At 62.3% G+C, this 19,246-nt stretch carries 16 protein-coding genes and 1 pseudogene; 4 read left to right on the top strand and 13 right to left on the bottom strand.

Features of this window, described 5'->3' with window-relative positions; genetic code table 11:
• Positions 1–6: 6 nt before the first annotated feature.
• The 4 genes from rsmA to NCR39_RS11080 all read right to left on the bottom strand — a co-directional run bounded on the left by rsmA (position 7) and on the right by NCR39_RS11080 (position 5,712).
• Positions 7–816 (bottom strand): 16S rRNA (adenine(1518)-N(6)/adenine(1519)-N(6))-dimethyltransferase RsmA, encoded by an 810-nt coding sequence (gene rsmA, locus NCR39_RS11065; protein ID WP_250452231.1) that lies wholly within the window; start codon positions 814–816, stop codon positions 7–9.
• Positions 817–850: 34 nt separating this feature from the next.
• Complete coding sequence (gene pdxA / locus NCR39_RS11070; protein ID WP_250452232.1) at positions 851–1,858, bottom strand: 4-hydroxythreonine-4-phosphate dehydrogenase PdxA; 1,008 nt, start codon at positions 1,856–1,858, stop codon at positions 851–853.
• A gap of 5 nt (positions 1,859–1,863) precedes the next feature.
• Positions 1,864–3,228: a peptidylprolyl isomerase gene (locus tag NCR39_RS11075; protein ID WP_502800202.1), complete on the bottom strand. Its 1,365-nt coding sequence runs from the start codon at positions 3,226–3,228 to the stop codon at positions 1,864–1,866.
• Positions 3,229–3,321: 93 nt separating this feature from the next.
• Positions 3,322–5,712: an LPS-assembly protein LptD gene (locus NCR39_RS11080; RefSeq protein WP_250452330.1), complete on the bottom strand. Its 2,391-nt coding sequence runs from the start codon at positions 5,710–5,712 to the stop codon at positions 3,322–3,324.
• A gap of 245 nt (positions 5,713–5,957) precedes the next feature.
• On the opposite strand from NCR39_RS11080, the gene NCR39_RS11085 reads away from it, so the two are divergent.
• The 3 genes from NCR39_RS11085 to purB all read left to right on the top strand — a co-directional run bounded on the left by NCR39_RS11085 (position 5,958) and on the right by purB (position 9,175).
• Positions 5,958–6,983 carry an aminoglycoside phosphotransferase family protein gene (locus NCR39_RS11085; protein ID WP_250452234.1) on the top strand — a complete coding sequence of 342 codons (1,026 nt, stop codon included), beginning with the start codon at positions 5,958–5,960 and terminating at the stop codon, positions 6,981–6,983.
• A gap of 7 nt (positions 6,984–6,990) precedes the next feature.
• Positions 6,991–7,692 (top strand): N-acetylmuramate alpha-1-phosphate uridylyltransferase MurU, encoded by a 702-nt coding sequence (gene murU / locus NCR39_RS11090; RefSeq protein WP_250452235.1) that lies wholly within the window; start codon positions 6,991–6,993, stop codon positions 7,690–7,692.
• Positions 7,693–7,786: 94 nt separating this feature from the next.
• Positions 7,787–9,175 carry an adenylosuccinate lyase gene (purB, locus tag NCR39_RS11095; protein WP_250452236.1) on the top strand — a complete coding sequence of 463 codons (1,389 nt, stop codon included), beginning with the start codon at positions 7,787–7,789 and terminating at the stop codon, positions 9,173–9,175.
• A 56-nt stretch (positions 9,176–9,231) separates the two neighbouring features.
• On the opposite strand, the gene NCR39_RS11100 is transcribed toward purB, so the two are convergent.
• From NCR39_RS11100 to NCR39_RS29625, 4 genes are all read right to left on the bottom strand, one after another.
• The gene (locus NCR39_RS11100) at positions 9,232–9,726 is read right to left on the bottom strand and encodes a gluconokinase (RefSeq protein WP_250452237.1); all 495 of its coding nucleotides are present in this window, start codon (positions 9,724–9,726) and stop codon (positions 9,232–9,234) included.
• A 10-nt stretch (positions 9,727–9,736) separates the two neighbouring features.
• Complete coding sequence (locus NCR39_RS11105; protein ID WP_250452238.1) at positions 9,737–11,101, bottom strand: GntP family permease; 1,365 nt, start codon at positions 11,099–11,101, stop codon at positions 9,737–9,739.
• Between the two features lie 279 nt (positions 11,102–11,380).
• A complete protein-coding gene (locus NCR39_RS11110) occupies positions 11,381–11,662 on the bottom strand; it encodes a hypothetical protein (RefSeq protein WP_250452239.1) in 282 nt (93 codons plus the stop codon).
• A 97-nt stretch (positions 11,663–11,759) separates the two neighbouring features.
• Positions 11,760–12,824 carry a YadA family autotransporter adhesin gene (locus tag NCR39_RS29625; RefSeq protein WP_350029669.1) on the bottom strand — a complete coding sequence of 355 codons (1,065 nt, stop codon included), beginning with the start codon at positions 12,822–12,824 and terminating at the stop codon, positions 11,760–11,762.
• Positions 12,825–12,843: 19 nt separating this feature from the next.
• On the opposite strand from NCR39_RS29625, the pseudogene NCR39_RS29765 reads away from it, so the two are divergent.
• A pseudogene (locus NCR39_RS29765) lies at positions 12,844–13,200 on the top strand (hypothetical protein); the annotation flags it as partial.
• 168 nt (positions 13,201–13,368) lie between these two features.
• On the opposite strand, the gene NCR39_RS11125 reads toward NCR39_RS29765, so the two are convergent.
• From NCR39_RS11125 to eda, 5 genes are all read right to left on the bottom strand, one after another.
• On the bottom strand, positions 13,369–14,352 hold the full coding sequence (locus tag NCR39_RS11125) for an ESPR-type extended signal peptide-containing protein (RefSeq protein ID WP_284507176.1): 984 nt from the start codon (positions 14,350–14,352) through the stop codon (positions 13,369–13,371).
• Positions 14,353–14,706: 354 nt separating this feature from the next.
• Positions 14,707–15,834, bottom strand: coding sequence for a DUF2827 domain-containing protein (locus tag NCR39_RS11130; RefSeq protein WP_250452241.1), 1,128 nt, complete (start codon positions 15,832–15,834; stop codon positions 14,707–14,709).
• Between the two features lie 46 nt (positions 15,835–15,880).
• Positions 15,881–17,032, bottom strand: a complete 1,152-nt coding sequence (locus tag NCR39_RS11135; protein ID WP_250452242.1) for a DUF2827 domain-containing protein — start codon at positions 17,030–17,032, stop codon at positions 15,881–15,883.
• Positions 17,029–18,189 (bottom strand): DUF2827 domain-containing protein, encoded by a 1,161-nt coding sequence (locus tag NCR39_RS11140; RefSeq protein ID WP_350029666.1) that lies wholly within the window; start codon positions 18,187–18,189, stop codon positions 17,029–17,031. Before NCR39_RS11140 ends, NCR39_RS11135 begins: the two co-directional genes overlap by 4 nt.
• 410 nt (positions 18,190–18,599) lie before the next feature.
• Positions 18,600–19,232 carry a bifunctional 4-hydroxy-2-oxoglutarate aldolase/2-dehydro-3-deoxy-phosphogluconate aldolase gene (gene eda, locus NCR39_RS11145; RefSeq protein WP_040051168.1) on the bottom strand — a complete coding sequence of 211 codons (633 nt, stop codon included), beginning with the start codon at positions 19,230–19,232 and terminating at the stop codon, positions 18,600–18,602.
• Positions 19,233–19,246: the final 14 nt, after the last annotated feature.

The raw sequence follows: 19,246 nt of genomic DNA on the forward strand, positions 1-19,246 counted from the left end.
GCGCGTCTATGCACGCTCCACGGCCTGCGCAAGCGCAACGAACTCCGCGACCGGCACTTCTTCGGCGCGGCGCGCGAGATCGAAACCGAGCGCGTCGAAGTCGATCTTGTCGCGATACGCGGACAGATTGTTGCGCAGCACCTTGCGGCGCTGGGCGAACGCGGCCTTGACGACATCGCTCAGCACCACGTCGTTCACCGCCGGCAACTCGTGCGGCGCGAACGGAATCATCCGCACGATCGCGGAATTCACCTTCGGCGGCGGGTTGAACGATTCGGGCGGCACGTCGATCAGCTTGTCCATCACGTAGCGGTATTGCAGCATCACCGACAAGCGCCCGTAGTCCTTGCTCGCCGGTTCCGCGATCATGCGTTCGACCACTTCGTCCTGAAGCATGAAGTGCTGGTCGATGACCTTCGGCGCGAACGCCGTCAGATGGAACAGGAGCGGACTCGAAATGTTGTACGGCAGATTGCCGACGATGCGCAGCGTCGGTTTATCGCCGTCCAGCGCGAGCGAGCCGAAGTCGAAGTCGAGCGCATCGGCGGAATGCACGACGAGCCTGTCGCCGAAACGCTTCTCCAGGCGGCCGATCAGATCGCGGTCGAGTTCCACCGCATGCAGCGGCGACTCGGGCGTGGACACGCGTTCGATCAGCGGCTCGGTCAGCGCCGCGAGGCCCGGCCCGATTTCGACCATGCGCTCGCCGCGCGTCGGCGCGATGGCATCGACGATGGAATCGATCACGCCCTGATCGACGAGAAAGTTCTGGCCGAAGCGCTTGCGCGCGAGGTGGCCCTGATGTTTGGTGGACATACGTGTTTCGGTAGATGCGGTCGCCCGCTTGACGTTAGGCGTGACGCTGAAGCTGGTGCTTGTGACGCGCCATGGTGACGGCGGCGTCGATCGCGGCGATCATGCTGCCCGCGTCCGCGCGGCCCGTGCCCGCGAGATCGAGCGCCGTGCCGTGATCCACCGACGTGCGAATGATCGGCAAGCCGAGCGTCACGTTGATGCCTTCGCCGAACGTCGCGTATTTGAGCACCGGCAAGCCCTGATCGTGGAACATGGCGAGCACGCAATCGGCGCCTTTCAGATAGCGCGGCTGGAACAGCGTGTCGGCGGGATACGGACCGGGCGCGTCGATGCCGAGCGCGCGGGCGCGTTCCAGCGCGGGCGCGATGACATCGATTTCCTCGCGGCCCAGATAGCCGTTCTCGCCCGCGTGCGGATTGAGCCCTGTCACGAGGATGCGCGGCGCGGCGAGACCGAAATGCGCGCGCAAGTCGTGATGGACGATGCGCAGCGTCTGAACGAGCCCGTCGATGGTGAGCGCGGCGGACACGTCCTTGAGCGGCAGATGCGTGGTCGCGAGCGCGACGCGCAACGGGCGTTCGCCGGTGCCCGCGAGCATCATCACGACGCGCGGCGTGTGCGTGCGCTCGGCCAGATATTCGGTGTGGCCGGTAAAGGGAACGCCGGCGTCGTTGATCGTGCTCTTTTGCAGCGGCGCAGTGACGATGGCGTCGAAGCGGCCCGCCACGGCGCCGTCGATGGCCGCGTCCAGCAAGCCGAGCACGTAGCGCCCGTTGGCGGCGTTCAGCTTGCCGGCTTCGGCGGGCGCCGCGAGCGCGTGATGTTCGATATCGACCGGATCGCCGCTCGCGGGCCAGCCCGCGCCCGCCCGCGCTTCGAGCAACGCGCGGTCGCCGAGCACGATGAAGCGCACGCCCGGCCAGCGCGATCGCGCTTCGCGCAGCGCCACCGCCGTCAGTTCCGGACCGACGCCCGCCGGTTCGCCCGTCGTGATGGCGACGGTGACGGCTTCGGGCTGGTCAGGATGGGCGGCGGTGCTCATGCGGCTTACTGCTGCGCCTCTTGCGCAGCGATGCCCTTGTACTGCACGTAGGCGGTGTCGCGCAATTCGCGCAGCCAGTCGGAGTACGCCTGCTCGGCCTTGCGCTGGCCGATCGCCTGACGCGCGATGTCGAGCTGCTGCGTCGCCGACCCTTCCGCATCGCGGCGGCCGAGCACCTGAATCAAGTGATAGCCGTACTCGCTGCGCACCGGATCGCTGACGGCGCCGTCCGGCAGATTGTTCATCGCACGTTCGAATTCGGGCACGGTTTCGCCGGGGCTGATCCAGCCGAGATCGCCGCCCTGCGACGCCGAGCCGTCCTGCGAATACGTGCGCGCGAAGTTCGCGAAGTCGCCGCCCGACGCCACTTGCTGCTTGATGTCGAGCAGTTTCTGGCGCGCGGTGGCTTCCGACATGCCGTCCGACACGCGCAGCAGGATGTGGCGCACGTGCGTCTGCACGAGCTTCGGCGCATCGGCTGCGGTGCCCTGGCTTGCACGGCGCTCGACGAGCTTGACGATCTCGAAGCCGCCGTCGGTGCGCAGGAGCGTCGGCACGACCTGACCCGGACGCAGCGTCGATACCGCCGAAACGATGCCCGACGGCAGCGTGCCCGGCGCGCGGAAACCGAGGTCGCCGCCCTTGCTGGCGTCGGTATCCTGCGAATTCTGCTTGGCGAGCTTCGCGAAGTCGTCGCCCGCCTGCGCCTGTTTCAGCACGGCGTCGGCCTTGGCCTGCACGGCTGCGACGTCCGACTCCGGCGCGTCCGAAGCCAGCTTGAACATGATGTGCTGAAGGTGCAGGTCGCTCGCGTTGCGCGCGCCCGGCCCGCGCTGGCTGGCGATGTAGTTCGCCACCTCGCCGTCCGACACGGTGACCTTGCTGTCGACTTCCTTCTCGCGCAGTTTGGAAAGCGTGAGTTCCGTGCGGGCGTCGCGCATGAAGGTGGACCAGGGCACGCCCTGCGCCTCGATGCGCGAGCGGTAGACGTCGAGCGTCATCTGGTTCTGCTTGGCGAGGCGTTCGAGCGTGCGGTTGACGGTGGCGTCGTCGACCACGATGCCGTCTTCCTTCGCGCGCTGCAGCTGGATGCGTTCGAGCACCATCTGGTCGAGCACCTGCTGGCGCAGCTGATCGGCGGGCGGAACCGGCGCTTTTTGCTGCTGCAGCCGCTGCGCGATGAGATTCGAGCGCTCTTCCAGTTCGCGCTGCGTGATGACGCCGTCGTTGACCACCGCGACGACGGAATCCGCGACCTGCACATTGCGATTCGACAATGCCTGCGCACCGGCCGGCGAACTCACCATCAGCGCCGCGGTGAGCGCGGCGGCGGCCATTGCCGTCGATCGAAACAATTTCATGTTTGCCACAGATACTCCATCAAATCCACACTTGACCCATTTGTGCGCTGCGCGTATGCCCGAGCGGCGATCCGGGTGCTGTCAGAGAATGCCTGCGCCGCCTCACTCGTAATCGCTGAAGCGCGCGAGCGGCGGAGCCGACGGCGGCGGCGGCTGGTAGCCCTGGACGCTGGCCCTGAACGCGCTCACGAGACCGTTGTCGACCTTCGACAAGCCCTTGAACGTGATCTGCGCGAGCACGCGCGTGCCGGATGAAGGCTGACCGCTCGTGTTCACGCCGTTCGCGTAACGCTGCGCGCCGAAGCCGAACGCCCAGCAGTCGGCATCGTACTGGAAGCCCACCAGGCCGTCGACGAGACGGTGGCTGGCAAGATCATAATTGACACGCGCGACCGCATAGAGGCGATTCGTCAGCGGCCATTCGCCGGACACCAGGAGCTGGTTGATCGGCTCGTTCACCAGCGTGGTCTGGTTCGAGCGCGTGTACCGGTAGCCGATGTTGATGACCTTGCGCTCGGCCGGACTGTACGCGAAGCCGATGCTCGAACGCACGAGCTGGTTGTTGTCGACATTATATTGGAACGCCGTTTCCGAGGCGAAACCTGCGCCCAGCTTGATCGCCGCGCCCGCGATCAGGTCCGAGTGCTTCGCCTCGTTGATCGGCTGATCCTGCGAAATCGTGACGCGCTGGCTCGTGAAATAGTACTGCTGCGCGATCACGAAGCGCGCGCGCTCGTCGCCCGTCGCCGGGTTGATGAAGCGCGTCGTGAGGCCGGCGGTCAGGCGGTTCGCATCCGCGATCCGGTCGTTGCCGACGAACGTGTTCGGCGTGTAGATCTCGGCTAAGCCGAAGTCGGCTTCGGCGGTATCGAAGATCGGCGCGAAGTCCTGATTGCGGTACGGCGTGTAGACGTAATAGAGCCGCGGTTCCAGCGTCTGGATGTAGTCCTGCCCGAAAAGCCGCACCGAGCGGTCGAACACGAGGCCCGTGTCGAGGCTGAGGGTCGGAATCGATTCAGTGAAGTTCTTCGGCTGGCCGGCGGGCGTGAGCGGCTGCCCCGCGATCGGCCCGGTCGCGATATGGCTCAGGTCGTACGACGCGAAGTGCCATTGCACCTTCGGCGTGAAGAAGTAGCCCGGCGCGTTGATCCCGTAACTCAGGTACGGGTTGAAGTACATGCGCTGACCGTCGGTCGCGCCTTCCTGCGTGATCGTGAAGCGCGTGAAGTCCGCTTCCGCGCCGTAATCGAAACCGCCGACGTTGTACTTGTTGTACTGCACGTTCAACTGCGGCTCGCGCGCGTACGGCGGAATGGACGGCTGCAGCGTCTGCCAGCGCTGTTCGCGGGCGAGCACGGACCACGGACCGTTGTTGTACGTGAGTCCGGCTTCCTGCTGATACAGCAGCTGCGTGCCGTTCAGGAACTGGTTCGACGCGTTGCCGAGGTCTTCCGGATACTGATCGTCCGAAACCTTGTTGTAATTGACGTAACCGCCGAAGCCGCCGCCGAAGTTCTGCCGATGCTGCCAGAAGATCGCATAGCGATTCGTATGCGTCTCGCTGTCGTTCGGCAGATAGTCGACGGTGAGCGAACCGGAATACGTCGGCGAGAGATAACGATAATTCGCCTCGCCCAGCACGCCCCGGCGCGACATGAAGCGCGGCGTGATGGTCAAATCGCGGTTCGGCGCGATGTTGAAGTAGTACGGAATCGTTGCTTCGAAGCCGGTCGTCGAGCTGACGGAGAACGTCGGCGGCAGGAGGCCGCTGCGCCGATCGCCCGTCAGCGGGAACGACAGCCACGGGCTCGCGAACACGGGCACGCCCTGGAAGAACAGCACGCCGTTATGCGCGACGCCCTCTTCCGAGCCGGTATCGAAATCGAACGCCGTTCCCTTGATGTACCACGACGGATCCGTCTCGCACTGGCACGCCGTATAGGTGCCGTGATCGACGCGCGCCCGCTCGTTGTCGATGATGTCGATGCGTTCCGCGCTGCCCGAGCCGCCCGTCAGGTTGAAGTGATACTTCGGGTTCGTCATGAACCCTTCGTTCGAACTCACCTTCAGATGCGCTTCCGGCCCGATGAACGACACGCCGTTGTTGATCAGCCTGACATTGCCGAACGCATCGGCCATGTCCGTATCCTGATCGTAATGAAGCGCGTCGCCCTTGATGACCGTGACCGTGCGCCGGATTTCGGCCGAGCCTTTCGCGGCCATGTCTTCGTCGGACGTGCCGGTGGCTTTGTCGCCGAGCAGGAAAGTCGTGGGCTGCTGGCCGCTCTTCAGCGGGCGTTCGAGCAGTTGCGGCGCGAGTCGCAGGCTGCCGGGGCCGTCGAGCGGCTGCGCGTCAGCGGCGGCGCCGGCGAGTTGAGCGTGCGCGAGAGCGGGCATCAAGCCCGGTACGGAAAGCAAAGCGGCGACGAGCCGCCGCCTGCTTGGCTGAGCATCGCCTTTGATCTTCGATACGGGAAACTGTCGTGGCGGCATGTATGGGTGGCGGTTCGATCCCGTTCGCGTCACGCGCTCCATGCCGCCGAGTGAGCGGCCGCAATTCGCCCGCGTCGATGCCATGGCCGAACTCGACGCTCGGTTGCCATGCAGGGACGACACTCGATGGAACGTTGACGCGGCACGGTCGTCGGCGCCTGGCGCCAGGCGCGAACAGATCGCTCAAGGATCGCTTAAAAAAGTCGTGGGGTATTATATGGCAAGATGTTTTGCCTCTCGAATTTATGACGCACATTCCCTCCGACGCCCGCCTCGATCAACTCCGTTCCTGGCTTCAAACCTTTGCCGGCCGCTACCGGCTCGATCTCGCGACGCTCGCGCCCGCCTCCGCCGACGCCAGTTTCCGCCGCTATTTCCGGCTCGCGAGCGAATCGGAAAACGGCGGCACGCTGATCGCCGTCGATGCCCCGCCGCCCGAAAAATGCCGCGAGTTCGTTCAGGTCGCGGGTCTGCTCGAAGCGGCCAACGTGCATGTGCCGAAGATTCTCGAAGCGGATTTCGACGCCGGCTTCATGCTCGTCACCGATCTCGGCACGACCACCTACATCTCCGTGCTCGACGAGAAGAACGCACGCCCACTGATGCGCGCGGCCATCGACACGTTGATCCGCTTTCAGCAGACCGCGCGCGAAGGCGTGCTGCCGCCGTTCGACGAAGCGTTCCTGCGCCGCGAGATGGAGTTGATGCCCGAGTGGTTCATCGGCCGCCATCTGGGCCGCGAAGTGACCGCCGACGAACGCAAGACGCTCGACGAAACCTTCACGCTGCTCACGCAAAGCGCGCTCGCGCAGCCGCAGACGTTCATGCTGCGCGACTTCATGCCCCGCAATCTGATGGTCTCCGAGCCGAATCCCGGCGTGCTGGATTTTCAGGACGCGGTGTACGGACCGATCACCTACGACATGGCCTCGCTCATGCGCGATGCGTTCATCAGCTGGGACGAAGAGTTCCAGCTCGACTGCATCGCGTGGTACTGGGAACGCGCGAAGAAGGCCGGGCTGCCCGTCGATCCGGATTTCGGCGAGTTTTATCGCCAGCTCGAATGGATGGGCCTGCAGCGGCATATCAAGGTGCTCGGGCTGTTCGCGCGCATCCATTATCGCGACGGCAAGCCGCGTTACCTCGCGGATCTGCCGCGCTTCATCGGCTATGCGCGCAAGGTCGCCGAACGCTATGCGCCGCTGTGGCCGTTCGCGCGCCTGCTCGATTCGCTCGAAGGCCGCGCGGTCGAAACCGGTTACACCTTCTGAATTCACGATGACGCACGCTTTGAAGACGGCGATGATCTTCGCCGCTGGCCGCGGCGAACGCATGCGCCCGCTCACCGATACCCGCCCGAAGCCGCTGCTCGAAGCAGGCGGCAAGCCGCTCATCGTCTGGCAGATCGAGCGGCTCGCGGCGGCGGGCGTGCGGACCATCGTCATCAATCACGCGTGGCTCGGCGCGCAGATCGAAGCCGCGCTCGGCGACGGATCGCGCTGGGGCGTCGAACTGCGCTTCTCGCCGGAAACCGAAGCGCTGGAGACGGCGGGCGGGATCGCGCAGGCGCTCGAGCTGCTCGGAGCGGGCGTGTTCATCGCGGTGAGCGGCGATGTGTTCTGCGACTTCGACTACGCCAGCTTGCGGCATCGCGCCGAAGCGCTCGCCGCGCAAGACACGCCCGGCATGCATCTCGTCATGGTGCCGAATCCGCCGTTTCACGCGAAAGGCGATTTCGCCCTGATCGACGGCACGCTCGCGCTCGACGGCGCGCCGCGCTACACGTTCGGCAACATCGGCCTCTACGACACGCGCATGTTCCGCGATCTCGCGCCCGGCACGCGGCGGGCGCTGACGCCGTACTATCGCGAGACCATCGCGGACGGACGCGCGAGCGGCGAGCTTTACGCGGGTCGCTGGGAAAACGTCGGCACGCCGGCGCAACTCCACGCGCTCGAACTGGAACTGCGCCAGCGCTGACGCGGGCGCGGCCCGGATTGGGACGCATCCGATGGTAAAATGCGCGGTTCTCCCGTCTTTTCCTCCCAGCCGCAAGCGGCGCCGACACGTCACCATGTCCGATACCCGTCCCGATACCCTTTTCGCGCTCACCGCGCTTTCGCCACTCGACGGCCGTTACGCCGCCAAGACCGAAGCCCTGCGTGACTGGCTTTCCGAAGCCGCTTTCATGCGCCATCGCGTGACGGTCGAGATTCACTGGCTGATCGCGTTGTCGCGCGCCGGTTTCGCCGAAGTCCCGCGCTTCTCGGACGCATCCGAGCAATTCCTGCTGGGCCTGGCCGAGCGCTTCACGGCGCACGACGCCGCGCGCATCAAGGACATCGAGCGCGTCACGAATCACGACGTGAAGGCGGTCGAATACTGGCTCAAGGAGTCGGTCAAGGGCCAGCCGGAACTGGAGCGCGCGAGCGAGTTCATCCACTTCGCGTGCACGTCCGAGGACATCAACAACACGTCGCACGGGCTGATGCTCGCGGGCGCGCGCGAGCGCGTCATGCTGCCGGCGCTGCGTTCGGTGCACGAGCGCCTCGTCAAGCTGGCGCACGCGCACGCCGAACAGCCGATGCTCTCGCGCACGCACGGCCAGCCCGCCAGCCCGACGACGCTCGGCAAGGAAATCGCGAACGTCGCGGCGCGTCTGTCGCGGGCGATCGAGCGCATCGAGAAGATCGAATTGCTCGGCAAGATGAACGGCGCGGTCGGCAACTTCAACGCGCATCTGTCGGCGTATCCGGAATTCGACTGGGAAGCGTTCTCGAAGGATGTCGTCGAAAACCGCCTCAAGCTGACGTTCAATCCGTACACCATCCAGATCGAGCCGCACGATTACATGGCCGAACTGTTCGATGCCGTCGCGCGCGCGAACACCATCCTGCTCGACCTCGACCGCGACGTGTGGGGTTACATTTCGCTCGGCTACTTCAAGCAGCGCACGAAGGCAGGCGAGATCGGTTCGTCGACGATGCCGCACAAGGTCAATCCGATCGACTTCGAGAACTCGGAAGGCAACCTCGGCCTCGCGAACGCGACGCTGCGCCATCTCGCCGACAAGCTGCCGATTTCCCGCTGGCAGCGCGACCTGACGGATTCGACGGTGCTGCGCAATATCGGCGTGGCGTTCGGCTATTCGCTGCTCGCCTACGACGCGCTCATTCGCGGCCTCGACAAGCTCGAAGTGAACGCGGCGCGCCTGAACGAAGATCTCGACAATTGCTGGGAAGTGCTCGCGGAGCCGGTTCAGACGGTGATGCGCCGTTACGGCATCGAGAACCCGTACGAGCAATTGAAGGAACTGACGCGCGGCAAGGGCATCACGCGCGACGCGCTGCAGACGTTCATCAACGGCCTCGCGATTCCGGCCGATGCCAAGCAACTGCTGCTCGACATGACGCCGGCCACGTATATCGGCAAGGCGGTGGAACTGGCGAAGCGCATCGGCTAAAGGCGCTTTTTGCGTCGCACGAAGAAAAAAGCCCCGAAATTTCGGGGCTTTTTCATTTATCGCGTCTTCAGCTTTTCGATCACGTTATCGACGATCTGCTCCGGCGTCAGCTCGATGCTCTCCGTGATCGCCTCGTCCTCGCCCGGTTCTTCGAGCGTGTCGAGCTGGCTCTGCAGCAGCGACGGATCGAAGAAATGGCCGGTGCGATGCCCGAGGCGTTCGCGCAGCACGTCCATCGTGCCTTGCAGATAGACGAAGCACACGTCCTTGTCGCCGTCGCGCAGCACGTCGCGGTACGAGCGCTTCAGCGACGAGCACGTGAACACGGCCGTTTCGCCCGCGCGCTGCTTTTCCTCGATCGCCGCGCGGACGGTTTTCAGCCACGGCCAGCGGTCGTCGTCCGTCAACGGAATGCCGCGATGCATCTTCTCTTTGTTGGCGGCGCTGTGGAACGCGTCGCCGTCGGTGAACGGACAGTGCAGCCGCTCGGCCAGCAATTCGCCGATCAGCGATTTGCCCGCGCCCGATACGCCCATTGCGATCAGAATCATCGAAGTCTCCTTACAGAACCGCTGCGAGCACGAAGGTCAGGCCGAGGCCCATCAGCGAAATGATCGTTTCGAGCAACGACCACGTCTTGAACGTCTGGCCGACGGTCATCCCGAAGTATTCCTTGATCAGCCAGAAGCCGCCGTCGTTCACGTGCGAGAAAATGAGCGAACCCGAACCGGTCGCGAGCACGAGCAATTCCGGCTTGACGTTGCCGCCCGCCGCGGCCGCGATCGGCGCGACGATACCGCACGCGGTCGTCATCGCCACGGTGGCGGAGCCGGTCGCGAGGCGGATCAGCGCGGCGACGAACCAGCCGAGCAGCAGCGGCGACAGGCTCGCCTGCGTCGCGGTCGCGACGATCTGCTGCGAAATGCCGCTGTCGCGCAGCACCTGGCCGAAGCCGCCGCCCGCGCCGACGATCAGCGTGATCCCCGCGATCGGCGCAAGACAGTCGCCGCAGAACTTCTGGATCTGTTCGCGGTTGAAGCCCTGCTTCGCGCCGAACGTCCAGAAACTGACGAGCACGGCGATCAACAGCGCCATATCCGATTGACCGATGAAACGCAGCAGATCGTTCGGCAGCGTCTTCGGCGTGAAGACGAGATCGGCCCAGCTTCCGATCAGCATCAGAATGACCGGCAGCAAGATGGTGAACAACGTGACGCCGAAGCTCGGCAGTTCGCGCTTCTTTTCCGTATCGCCGTGCTTTTGCACGAACTGCTCGGCGAGCGCGTTGGCGTCCGGCAGCTTGATGTACTTGTGGATCATCAGCGCGAAAAGCGGTCCGGCGACGATCGCCGTCGGAATGCCGACGATCAACCCGTACGCGATCGTCTTGCCGATATCCGCGTGATACGCCTGCACCGCGAGCAGCGCGGCCGGGTGCGGCGGAATCAGGCCGTGCACGACGGACAGGCCGGCAACCATCGGCAGGCCGATCAGCAAGAGCGATTTACCCGTGCGGCGCGCGACGTTGAAGGCAATCGGAATCAGCAGCACGAAGCCGACTTCGAAGAACACCGGCAAGCCGACGATGATCGCGACGATCATCATGGCCCAATGAATGTTCTTCTCGCCGAACAGATTGATCAGCGTATTGGCGATGCGCTCCGCACCGCCGGATTCGGCCATCATCTTGCCGAGCATCGTGCCCAAACCGACGACGACGGCAATGTGACCGAGCGTGTTGCCGTTGCCGGTTTCGAATGCCTTGACGATCTTGTCCATCGGCATGCCGACCGCGAGGCCGAGCAAAACGGACACGATCATCAGGACGAGGAACGGATAAACCTTGTAACGCGCGATCATCAGGATCAGAACTGCGATCGCGATCACCGCGTAGAGCAGCAACATGCTCCCGTGGACGGCCGGCATGACGCCTCCTTGATTTTGTTGAGATTATTTGCGCTATGCATGCGTTTGCCGTCGCTGCCTGCTTAAAAGCGCAATGTCCGGCAAGCGCGCACACGGCGCGGAGAAATCGGAATTTTACTGGTAAGCCGCAGTTGGGTGTCTGCAGGCTGCCTTTAAGAAGACTAGGGACTTACGCGGGCGCGGTCGCACAGACGGAAAAACCGCGCGCAGAAAAGAAAAAGCCGGCGTTCGATGAACACCGGCTTCCATTCATTGCAGGCCTGAGGAAGGACGCTGCGCTTACGAAGCGCACCTGAAAGTGATCTCTCGCGGATTGCGGTTTTGATTGCCTGGCGCGTCGTCGATCGCTTGCGCCGACACGACCTGACGGTCCTTGCACACCTGGGCGGCCGCCGCCATGCAGGACTTCTGCGATTCGAAGAGGCCCGAGCACGTCACACGGTACGCATCCGGCTGGCCGGCGATATTCACCTTGCGGGAGGTGTACGTCACGCCGGTATCGGTCGAGCACGCGGCGAGCAAAAGCACGAGCGCACCGGCGGCACTGATTGATTTGAACATCAAGAATTCCTTTTGCTACAAAAAAACGGACCGGGCGATCGCGGAGATCTGCGACCGCCCGGTCCGTGCGCGTGAGCGTCAGCTCAGCGCACCTTGCTTACCAGCGATACGACGCGTTCGCGCCATACACCGTGCCGTTGCGGCTCGTGCCCGCTCCGGCCTTCAGCACCAGGTTCTGCGTCACGCGCAGGTTCACCGCGACCGCAGCGGCCGCGTAGCCCTGATACGAGGCGCCGCCCACACCGACCGACATCGTCTTGTCCTGATCGATGTTCGGGACCATCGCCATGGCCGTCGCCGCGGCGATACCCGAGTAGGCGTTGCGCGCGACGCCGTCCACTGCGCCTTGCATTGCACCGACTTGCTGGTCCGTGTAGCTGTTGGCCGACGATACCGCGTCGTTCAACTGGTTCACGTTGACCATGTCGGTGTCCTGCGTGCCGGCCGCGACGTTGGTGATCTGACGTTCGCTGCCGGCCGCACCGACGGAGACCGTCTGCGCACGATCCGACACCGAGCTTGCGCCCAGCGCGACGGAGTTGTCGGCGTCTGCCTGGCTGTTCGCGCCGATCGCCGCCGCGTAGTTGCCGCGAGCGACGGAGTTCGCGCCGTTCGCAACCGAGCTCATCGACAACGCCTGCGCGTTCGCGCCGCTCGCGACCGAATGCGGGCCGCTTGCGACTGCGGCTTCCGCGGTGCGATCGCCGTCGGCGGCGAACATCGGATTGGCCGACACGGTGGCGTTCTGGACCGAACTCTGCAGCGCATCCAGTTGCGCCTTGTTAATCAGGTCCGTCGGTGCGCTGCCAGCCGCCACGTCGTGGATGACGGTGTCCTGCGTACCGTTCCCCAGCGTGATGCTGCTGTAGTTCACCGAGCCGTCCGCGTTGGAGTCGTACGTCACGGCCGTCTTCGCGCCCGGGCCGTACATGCCGGTCGCCTTCAACTGGCCGACCGTCGCAACGTCGTTGTTGTCGATGCCGTCCGCCACGTTAGTCAGGCGCAGTTTGTCCGTTGCGTTGCCCGTCGAGGTCGAAGACGACAGCGAGTTCATGCCCGTCGAGAGGGAGCTGATGCCCGTCGAGGTCGAGGCCGAGACGGAACTGAGGCCCGTCGAGAGCGAACTGATGCCCGTCGAGGTCGACGCCGACAACGATTCCATGCCCGTCGACAGCGAGCTAATGCCCGTCGAGGTCGATGCCGAGACGGAGCTAAGACCTGTCGACAGTGAGCTGACACCGGTGGACAGCAGCCTCTCGACGGGCGTGAGCACGGCGAATAGTGCGGTTAGCAGCCTCTCGACCGGCCTGAGCACGACGAACAGCACGGTCAACAGTCTGTCGACGGGCGTGAGCACGGCCAGCAGCGCCGTCAGTTCGCTGTCGTCCACCGTGAGCACGCTGGCGGCCAACGCGGTGGTGTACGACGACCCGTCGCATTCCCAGGTCACACTGAACAAGGGCGGTTCGGCGGTCAGGCTCACCAACGTCGCGGCAGGCACGAGTGCGCTGGACGCGGTGAATTTCGGCCAGTTGACCTCGTTGTCGGCCTCGGCGTCGACCGGCATCACGTCGCTGTCGACGGCTGTCTCGACCATGGGCGGCGACATCGTCAACTCGCTGTCCACCATCGTCTCGACCAGTGTCGACTCGCTTTCCACCGGTATCAGCTCGACGACCAGCGCGCTGAACAGCTTGTCGACGTTGCTATTGGTCGTGCTGAGTCCGGTGGACAGGCTGCTGACCGCGCTGTTCGTCGTGCTCAGGCCCGTGGACAGGCTGCTGACCGTGCTGGTGGTCGTGCTCACGCCCGTCGACAGCGAACTGACCGCGCTGTTGGTCGTGCTTACGCCAGTCGACAACGGTCGAGGAAATGGAGTTGACCGACGTCGACGTGCTTCCGGAAAGCGAGCTCCACGCCGTCGATACCGAACTCATTCCGGTCGACAGGCTCGTGGACGCGGTGTTCCAGCCAGTGGAAACCGAACTCATGCCCGTCGACAGACTGGTCGAAGCGCTGCTCCAGCCGGAGGACAGCGAAGCCATGCTCGACGACATGGTGCTCAAGCTCACCGACATGGACGAAGACGTCGAACTCACCACCGTGGACAGCGAATTCGACATGCTGAACAGCTGCGAGCCGTTGACCGCATCCGTACTCGTGGCGTTGACCGCGCCAGCAGCAAGATTCGCGATCGAATGCCCCGTCATGTCCAGATACTGATTCATCTGGATCTTGGTGTTGGCGTTCATTGTCAGCATGCCATTACCAAGCGTCATCCACGCGGTTTGTCCACCGGCGTTGTCGTCGGCGAGAACGATGCCGGTGAAGGAACTGCCAGCAATCCCGGGAATCGACGATGCACTACCGCAGCTCACCCCGGTGGAACTCGCAGTGGAGGCAGCAGTGGTGCTGTTCATCACATTCCCCACACCGTTGGCGCAGGCGGCGACGAAAGGCGTCAACGCGAAAGAACTGGTGCTTCCGCACATCAGCGCGATCGCGGCGCCGACACCTGTCATGAGCTTTTGCGGCCCACCGATACGCTGCACGAAAGAGGGTTCGTAGGGAGATTCGGCTTCGCATACCGCGCCGCCAGAACTCTTCTTGCCCCGTGCCATTGTCGTCTCCGCGACCGCGACAAAGGTCCCTACTTTTTCATTCCAAATACTGCGGTATGACTTGTTCATAAACCGAATTGACCCACAAGAAACGAGCTTCTTTCACAGAACCCAAGAAAACACTTCTGACCTTGTGGAAGGATATTCACGCTGCGCCTGACGCAGAAGCGGACATCTCCTAAATTCGAAGAACTTCGATAGACATCGTCGACGCAACACCTCGCCTGATCGGAAATATCTGATAGACAAGGCCGCGCCGACGCATTTAGTAAAAATTCGATTGCGCAAATGGCAGTCGCTTATGAGACGAATTTGAGATAAATCCGGGAGCCAATGTTTTTGCCGGCTCAGAAGAATGGGCGAAAAAAAACACCGCAGGGTCGCTGCGGTGTTTCCTGGTGACTGTCGCGGTGTCGATAACGCTCAGCGGATCGGCTTCTCGATGAGCGCGTCGAGCAGCTTCGCGTAGGCTGCGACAAGCGCGGCGTTGTCGGGCAGGAATCGCTCGATGGCCGCGCGTTGAGCCGCGCGATACTTCGTGAGATTCCGGTCGTGATCGTCGATGGCTTCGATCACGCGCCGCGCGCCCTCGGTCACGTCGTTGGCGCAATAGTAGTAGCCGAGATCGGGACAAAGCGTCGCGTTGTGGATCAACGGATATCCCTGCCAGCAGACTTCCAGATAAAAGTAATTGAGCGGATTTTCCCATTGGTGCGAGACGATGATATCCGTGCGCTCCGCAAGAAAAGTCGGCGTGTCGAACCGTCCGAGAAAAACGGCCTTGTGCTGCCTGACAATATCGAGTTGATTCATCAATGCGATGAACTCTTTACAGTCCGTCGCGAGATGCTGCGCGTTGGTCACCTGCAGCAATTCGATGCTTTCCGGCCGCTCGCGATAAGCCATTTCCGCGATCATTGCCGGATAAAGGCAGAATTTCACGACATTGATATTCGGCTCCATCACGCTGAGACGGCGTGGTCCCTTTCGCGGCTGATATTCGCCGGCATGAGGCAAATGCGCAGTGCGCGCATTCAGAAACACCGGACTCCAGATGAACGGCACGACTTGAGCCGTTTGACGCCGCAACACTTCGAAATATGGCTGGCTGATATTCGCGACTTGCGGAATCATCCAGATGTCGTCGTAGCGCTGATTGACGAAAAGATGCTCGCCGAACGAAGGCTTGTTGAACAGCACCGACTCCATTGCATGCACGTATTCGAAGCCGCAGCAATACGACACGAGGCGCGTGCCGCGTTGCTTCAGATAATCCGTCGCCATCGGATCGATTTGACCGCCGAGTTCGATCAGCACATCGAGATTGTCCTTCGCGTCCTGGAAGGTCACCGTGGGCCAGCGCTTCAGATCCCAGGGCAATTGATCGGTGATCGGCACCGACGTCGTATTGACGAGCACCGTGCTCGCCACGTTCGAACAATGATTGAGCGCTTCGGCGAGAAAAACCGCATTCTGCTTGATGCCATTATTCCAGAGCGTTTCGGCGGCATGATGCAGGCCGATGGTGATTCCTACACGCAGCTTCTTCATCGCCCTGCACTCCGTTGTTCCGTTTGAGTCAATTCATTCATGTCGGTCATGCCTTCGCGTAGACGGCTTCGAGCGCCTCGGTATAAATGCGGACGTTGTCCTCGTTTTCCGGATCGAGTTTCCGGATGAGCGCATTTGCCTTCGCGCGATAGCTGTCGAGATTCGCATCGTGCGTTTCGAAGGCACGGCGCAGCGCGCGCCCGCCCTCTTCGCAATCGAAATCGTGATAGCGGTATCCGCAGTCGCCAATCAAATGCGAATTGTGGATCAGCGGATATCCGCCATGAAGCGCTTCGTAGTACACATAATTCTGCGCGTTCTCCCACTGATGACTGACAACCGCATCCACCGAAGCCGGAACGATTTGCGCAAACGGATAACGTCCTTCGAAGAAACCCATGCCGTGCTTGACGATATCGAGACTTTGCGCGAAGCCCACGAATGCCGGATGCTCTTTCAGCTTGTTGGTGTTATAGGCCCACATGCGTTCGATCATGTCCGGATTCTCGCGGTGCGCCATTTCGCAGCAAAGCATGGGGATATAACTGGTTTTGACCATGCAGACGTTCGGCTCGAACAGGCCGATACGCCAGCGTCGGCGCCCCGGCTGATAGCCGAACTTCTGCCCTTCCGGCAGCTTCGCGGCTTCGCGTTCCAGCACGACGGGGCTCCACAAATGCGGCATCAGCTTCACGGGCGCGCGAAACAACGTCTCGAAGTACGGTTTGCAACTGCTTTCGTATTCGGGCAGCGTCCAGACTTCATCGTAGGGCGCGCCCGAAATCAGCAACGCGTGTTGCAGATTGAAAACCATGCGTTCGATGTCGATCACATAATCGTTACCCACGCGCATCGTGATTATCTTGCCGCCGCGCTCGCGGAATTTCACCGCCCATTCGCGGCCGAGCTGCGCGCTCATTTCGATCATCACATCGAGTTTCGACATGGCGGTTTCCATGTCGATCAAAGGAACCGGCGAATCCGAGAGAAAGCGCTTCGCGTCTTCTGGACCGCCATCGCCGCCACCCGTCACGAGATACGTCGACTTCACGCGCGGCGAGCGCAGCAGCAGCATCACGAGATAAAGGCAGTTCTGGAAAATGCCGTTTTCCCAAAGCGATTGTTCGCCCTTCCGGATAAAGATCGAGACGCCGACATTGAACCGCTCGGGCATGCGGGATTGAGTGTGCTTGTTCATACGCGGAGCTGCGCCTCGTTGTGCTTGTACAGGTTCAGCAACCGGTCGGCGAATGCGTCGAGGTTGGCCTGATTGAAAGGATTAACCGCGTCGATGACCCGCTGCGCCCGCGCGCGATAATCCGCCAGCGACGAATCATGCTCGCGCGCCGCCACGAGCAATTGACGTCCGCCTTCCTGCGCGTCGAAACCGGGATAGTAGTAACCGGCATCGCGCATCCACGGCGAGTTATGAATCAGCGGATAACCGCCATACAGCACGTCGAGATACAAATAGTTCTGGTCGTTGCCCCATTGATGCGAAACGACGGCATCGGAAAACTGCGCCATGAAGCCGGCAATATCGTTGCGTCCGTGAAATATCGCCTTGCCCGCTTTCACGATATCGAGCGAATTGGCCAAATGATTCAGCGTCGGGTGATCCTTCATGTGCAACGTGTTGAGCGCATGCATTGCAGAAACGCTGGATTGATCGGCGCGGTATGCCTCTTCGCAAATCAGCATCGGAATGCTGGATGTTTTGACGACGGAGATGTTCGGCTCGAAAATCGCCACGCGAAGACCCTGCGGCTTTTGTTCCGGCGGCATCGATGCATCGCTTCGCGGCTGATAGCCGTATTGCAAGCCATGCTCGTTCACTTCGGCGATGCGTTGCTCGAGAAACTGCGGATGCCAGATAAACGGAATCAGATGCACGTCGCAACGGTGAAGGCTGCGCATCAATGGCACGGAAAGACGGTCTTTCGGCATCAGCCAGATTTCGTCGTAGCGATCCGGCCGCATGACATGCACAGGTTTCTCGAATACCGGCGCCTCGATGAGGCCGACATAAGGCTGGCCGCAGCAGTAATAGACCACTTTCTTGCCGCGGGCGCGCATGAGATCGAGCCATTGCGTATCCAGCGCGCCGCCCATTTCGAACACGACGTCGACCGCGTCGGTAGCGTCTTCCGTGCGCATGATGCGCAAGCCTTTGGCGTTCATATCGACTTGCGGCGGCAGGACGTGCTGGTCGCCAACGTCGATAAGCGAAATGGATTCGACGAATGGCAGCTTTTGCAACGCCTCAGCCAAAAAAATCACATTCTGGCCGAGTCCGTTCTGCCAGATGTTTTGCCCTTCGTGGGTAACGATTGAAATTCCGACTCGAATAGTCACCGGATTGATTTCCCGAATTAACAGAATTGCGTCTCATGAAATAAAAATGCACGCGCGCTTTCCGTTGACGCTCCCGACAGGGCGCGTGCACGACGCAAAAGGTAAATCCCGATGCGCTCTCGCGCTGCGGCTGCGTGCCTCATGAGACGGTACGCGATTAAATATATAGAAAAATAATGAAAATTCCCAGCAAACGGGGATTTAATGAGACTGGTCTTATCGCTCAGTTGAATCGGACATTTCTTATTCGACGATTCAATTCAGCGTTTTCTTATTTTATTTCTGAACGCGATTCTGGCTCGAATGGTGCCGTTCTGGAATTACGGGGAACAAGCGGGGATGCTGGACCGCGCGAGAACCGCGCGGCCCGATGGAAAAAGCGCGCGGTGAGGACCGCGCGCCGGTGACGCTTACTTGAGCTGCGCCAGTTCGCTTGCAGCGCGTGCGAGCCGCGTGACTTCTTCCCAGTTCTGCGCGGTGAGCGCGGCCTTGGGCGTCAACCACGAACCGCCGACGCACACCACGTTCGGCTGCGCCAGAAAGTTCGACGCCGTCTCGGCCGTGATGCCGCCCGTCGGACAGAACTTGAGATTCGGAAACGGGCCGTAGAAAGCCTGAAGCATCGGAATGCCGCCCGCCTGTTGCGCCGGGAAGAACTTGACGATCTCGTAGCCGAGTTCCAGCGCGTTGATGATGTCGCTCGGCGTCATCACGCCCGGCAGCAGCGGAAGCCCGGCGTCCTGCGCGGCCTTGTGCATGTCCTTCGTCAGACCCGGCGACACGCCGAACTGCGCGCCCGCCTTCTTCGCCTGCTCGCAGTGCTCGGGCTTCGTGATGGTGCCGACGCCCACCACGATGTCTTCCGCAAGCTGACTCGCCCGCTCGATGGCCGCGATCCCCGCCGCCGTGCGCAGCGTGATTTCCAGCACCTTCACGCCGCCCGCGTGCAGCGCGCGCGATACGTGTTCGCCCTGCTCCACCGAATCGAAAGCCAGAACCGGGATCACCGGTCCGAGACGCACGATTTCGCTTACCGTTTTCATTTGATGCGACTCCT

It is taken from the genome of Caballeronia sp. ATUFL_M2_KS44 (assembly GCF_023630965.1).
Taxonomy (GTDB): domain Bacteria; phylum Pseudomonadota; class Gammaproteobacteria; order Burkholderiales; family Burkholderiaceae; genus Caballeronia; species Caballeronia concitans.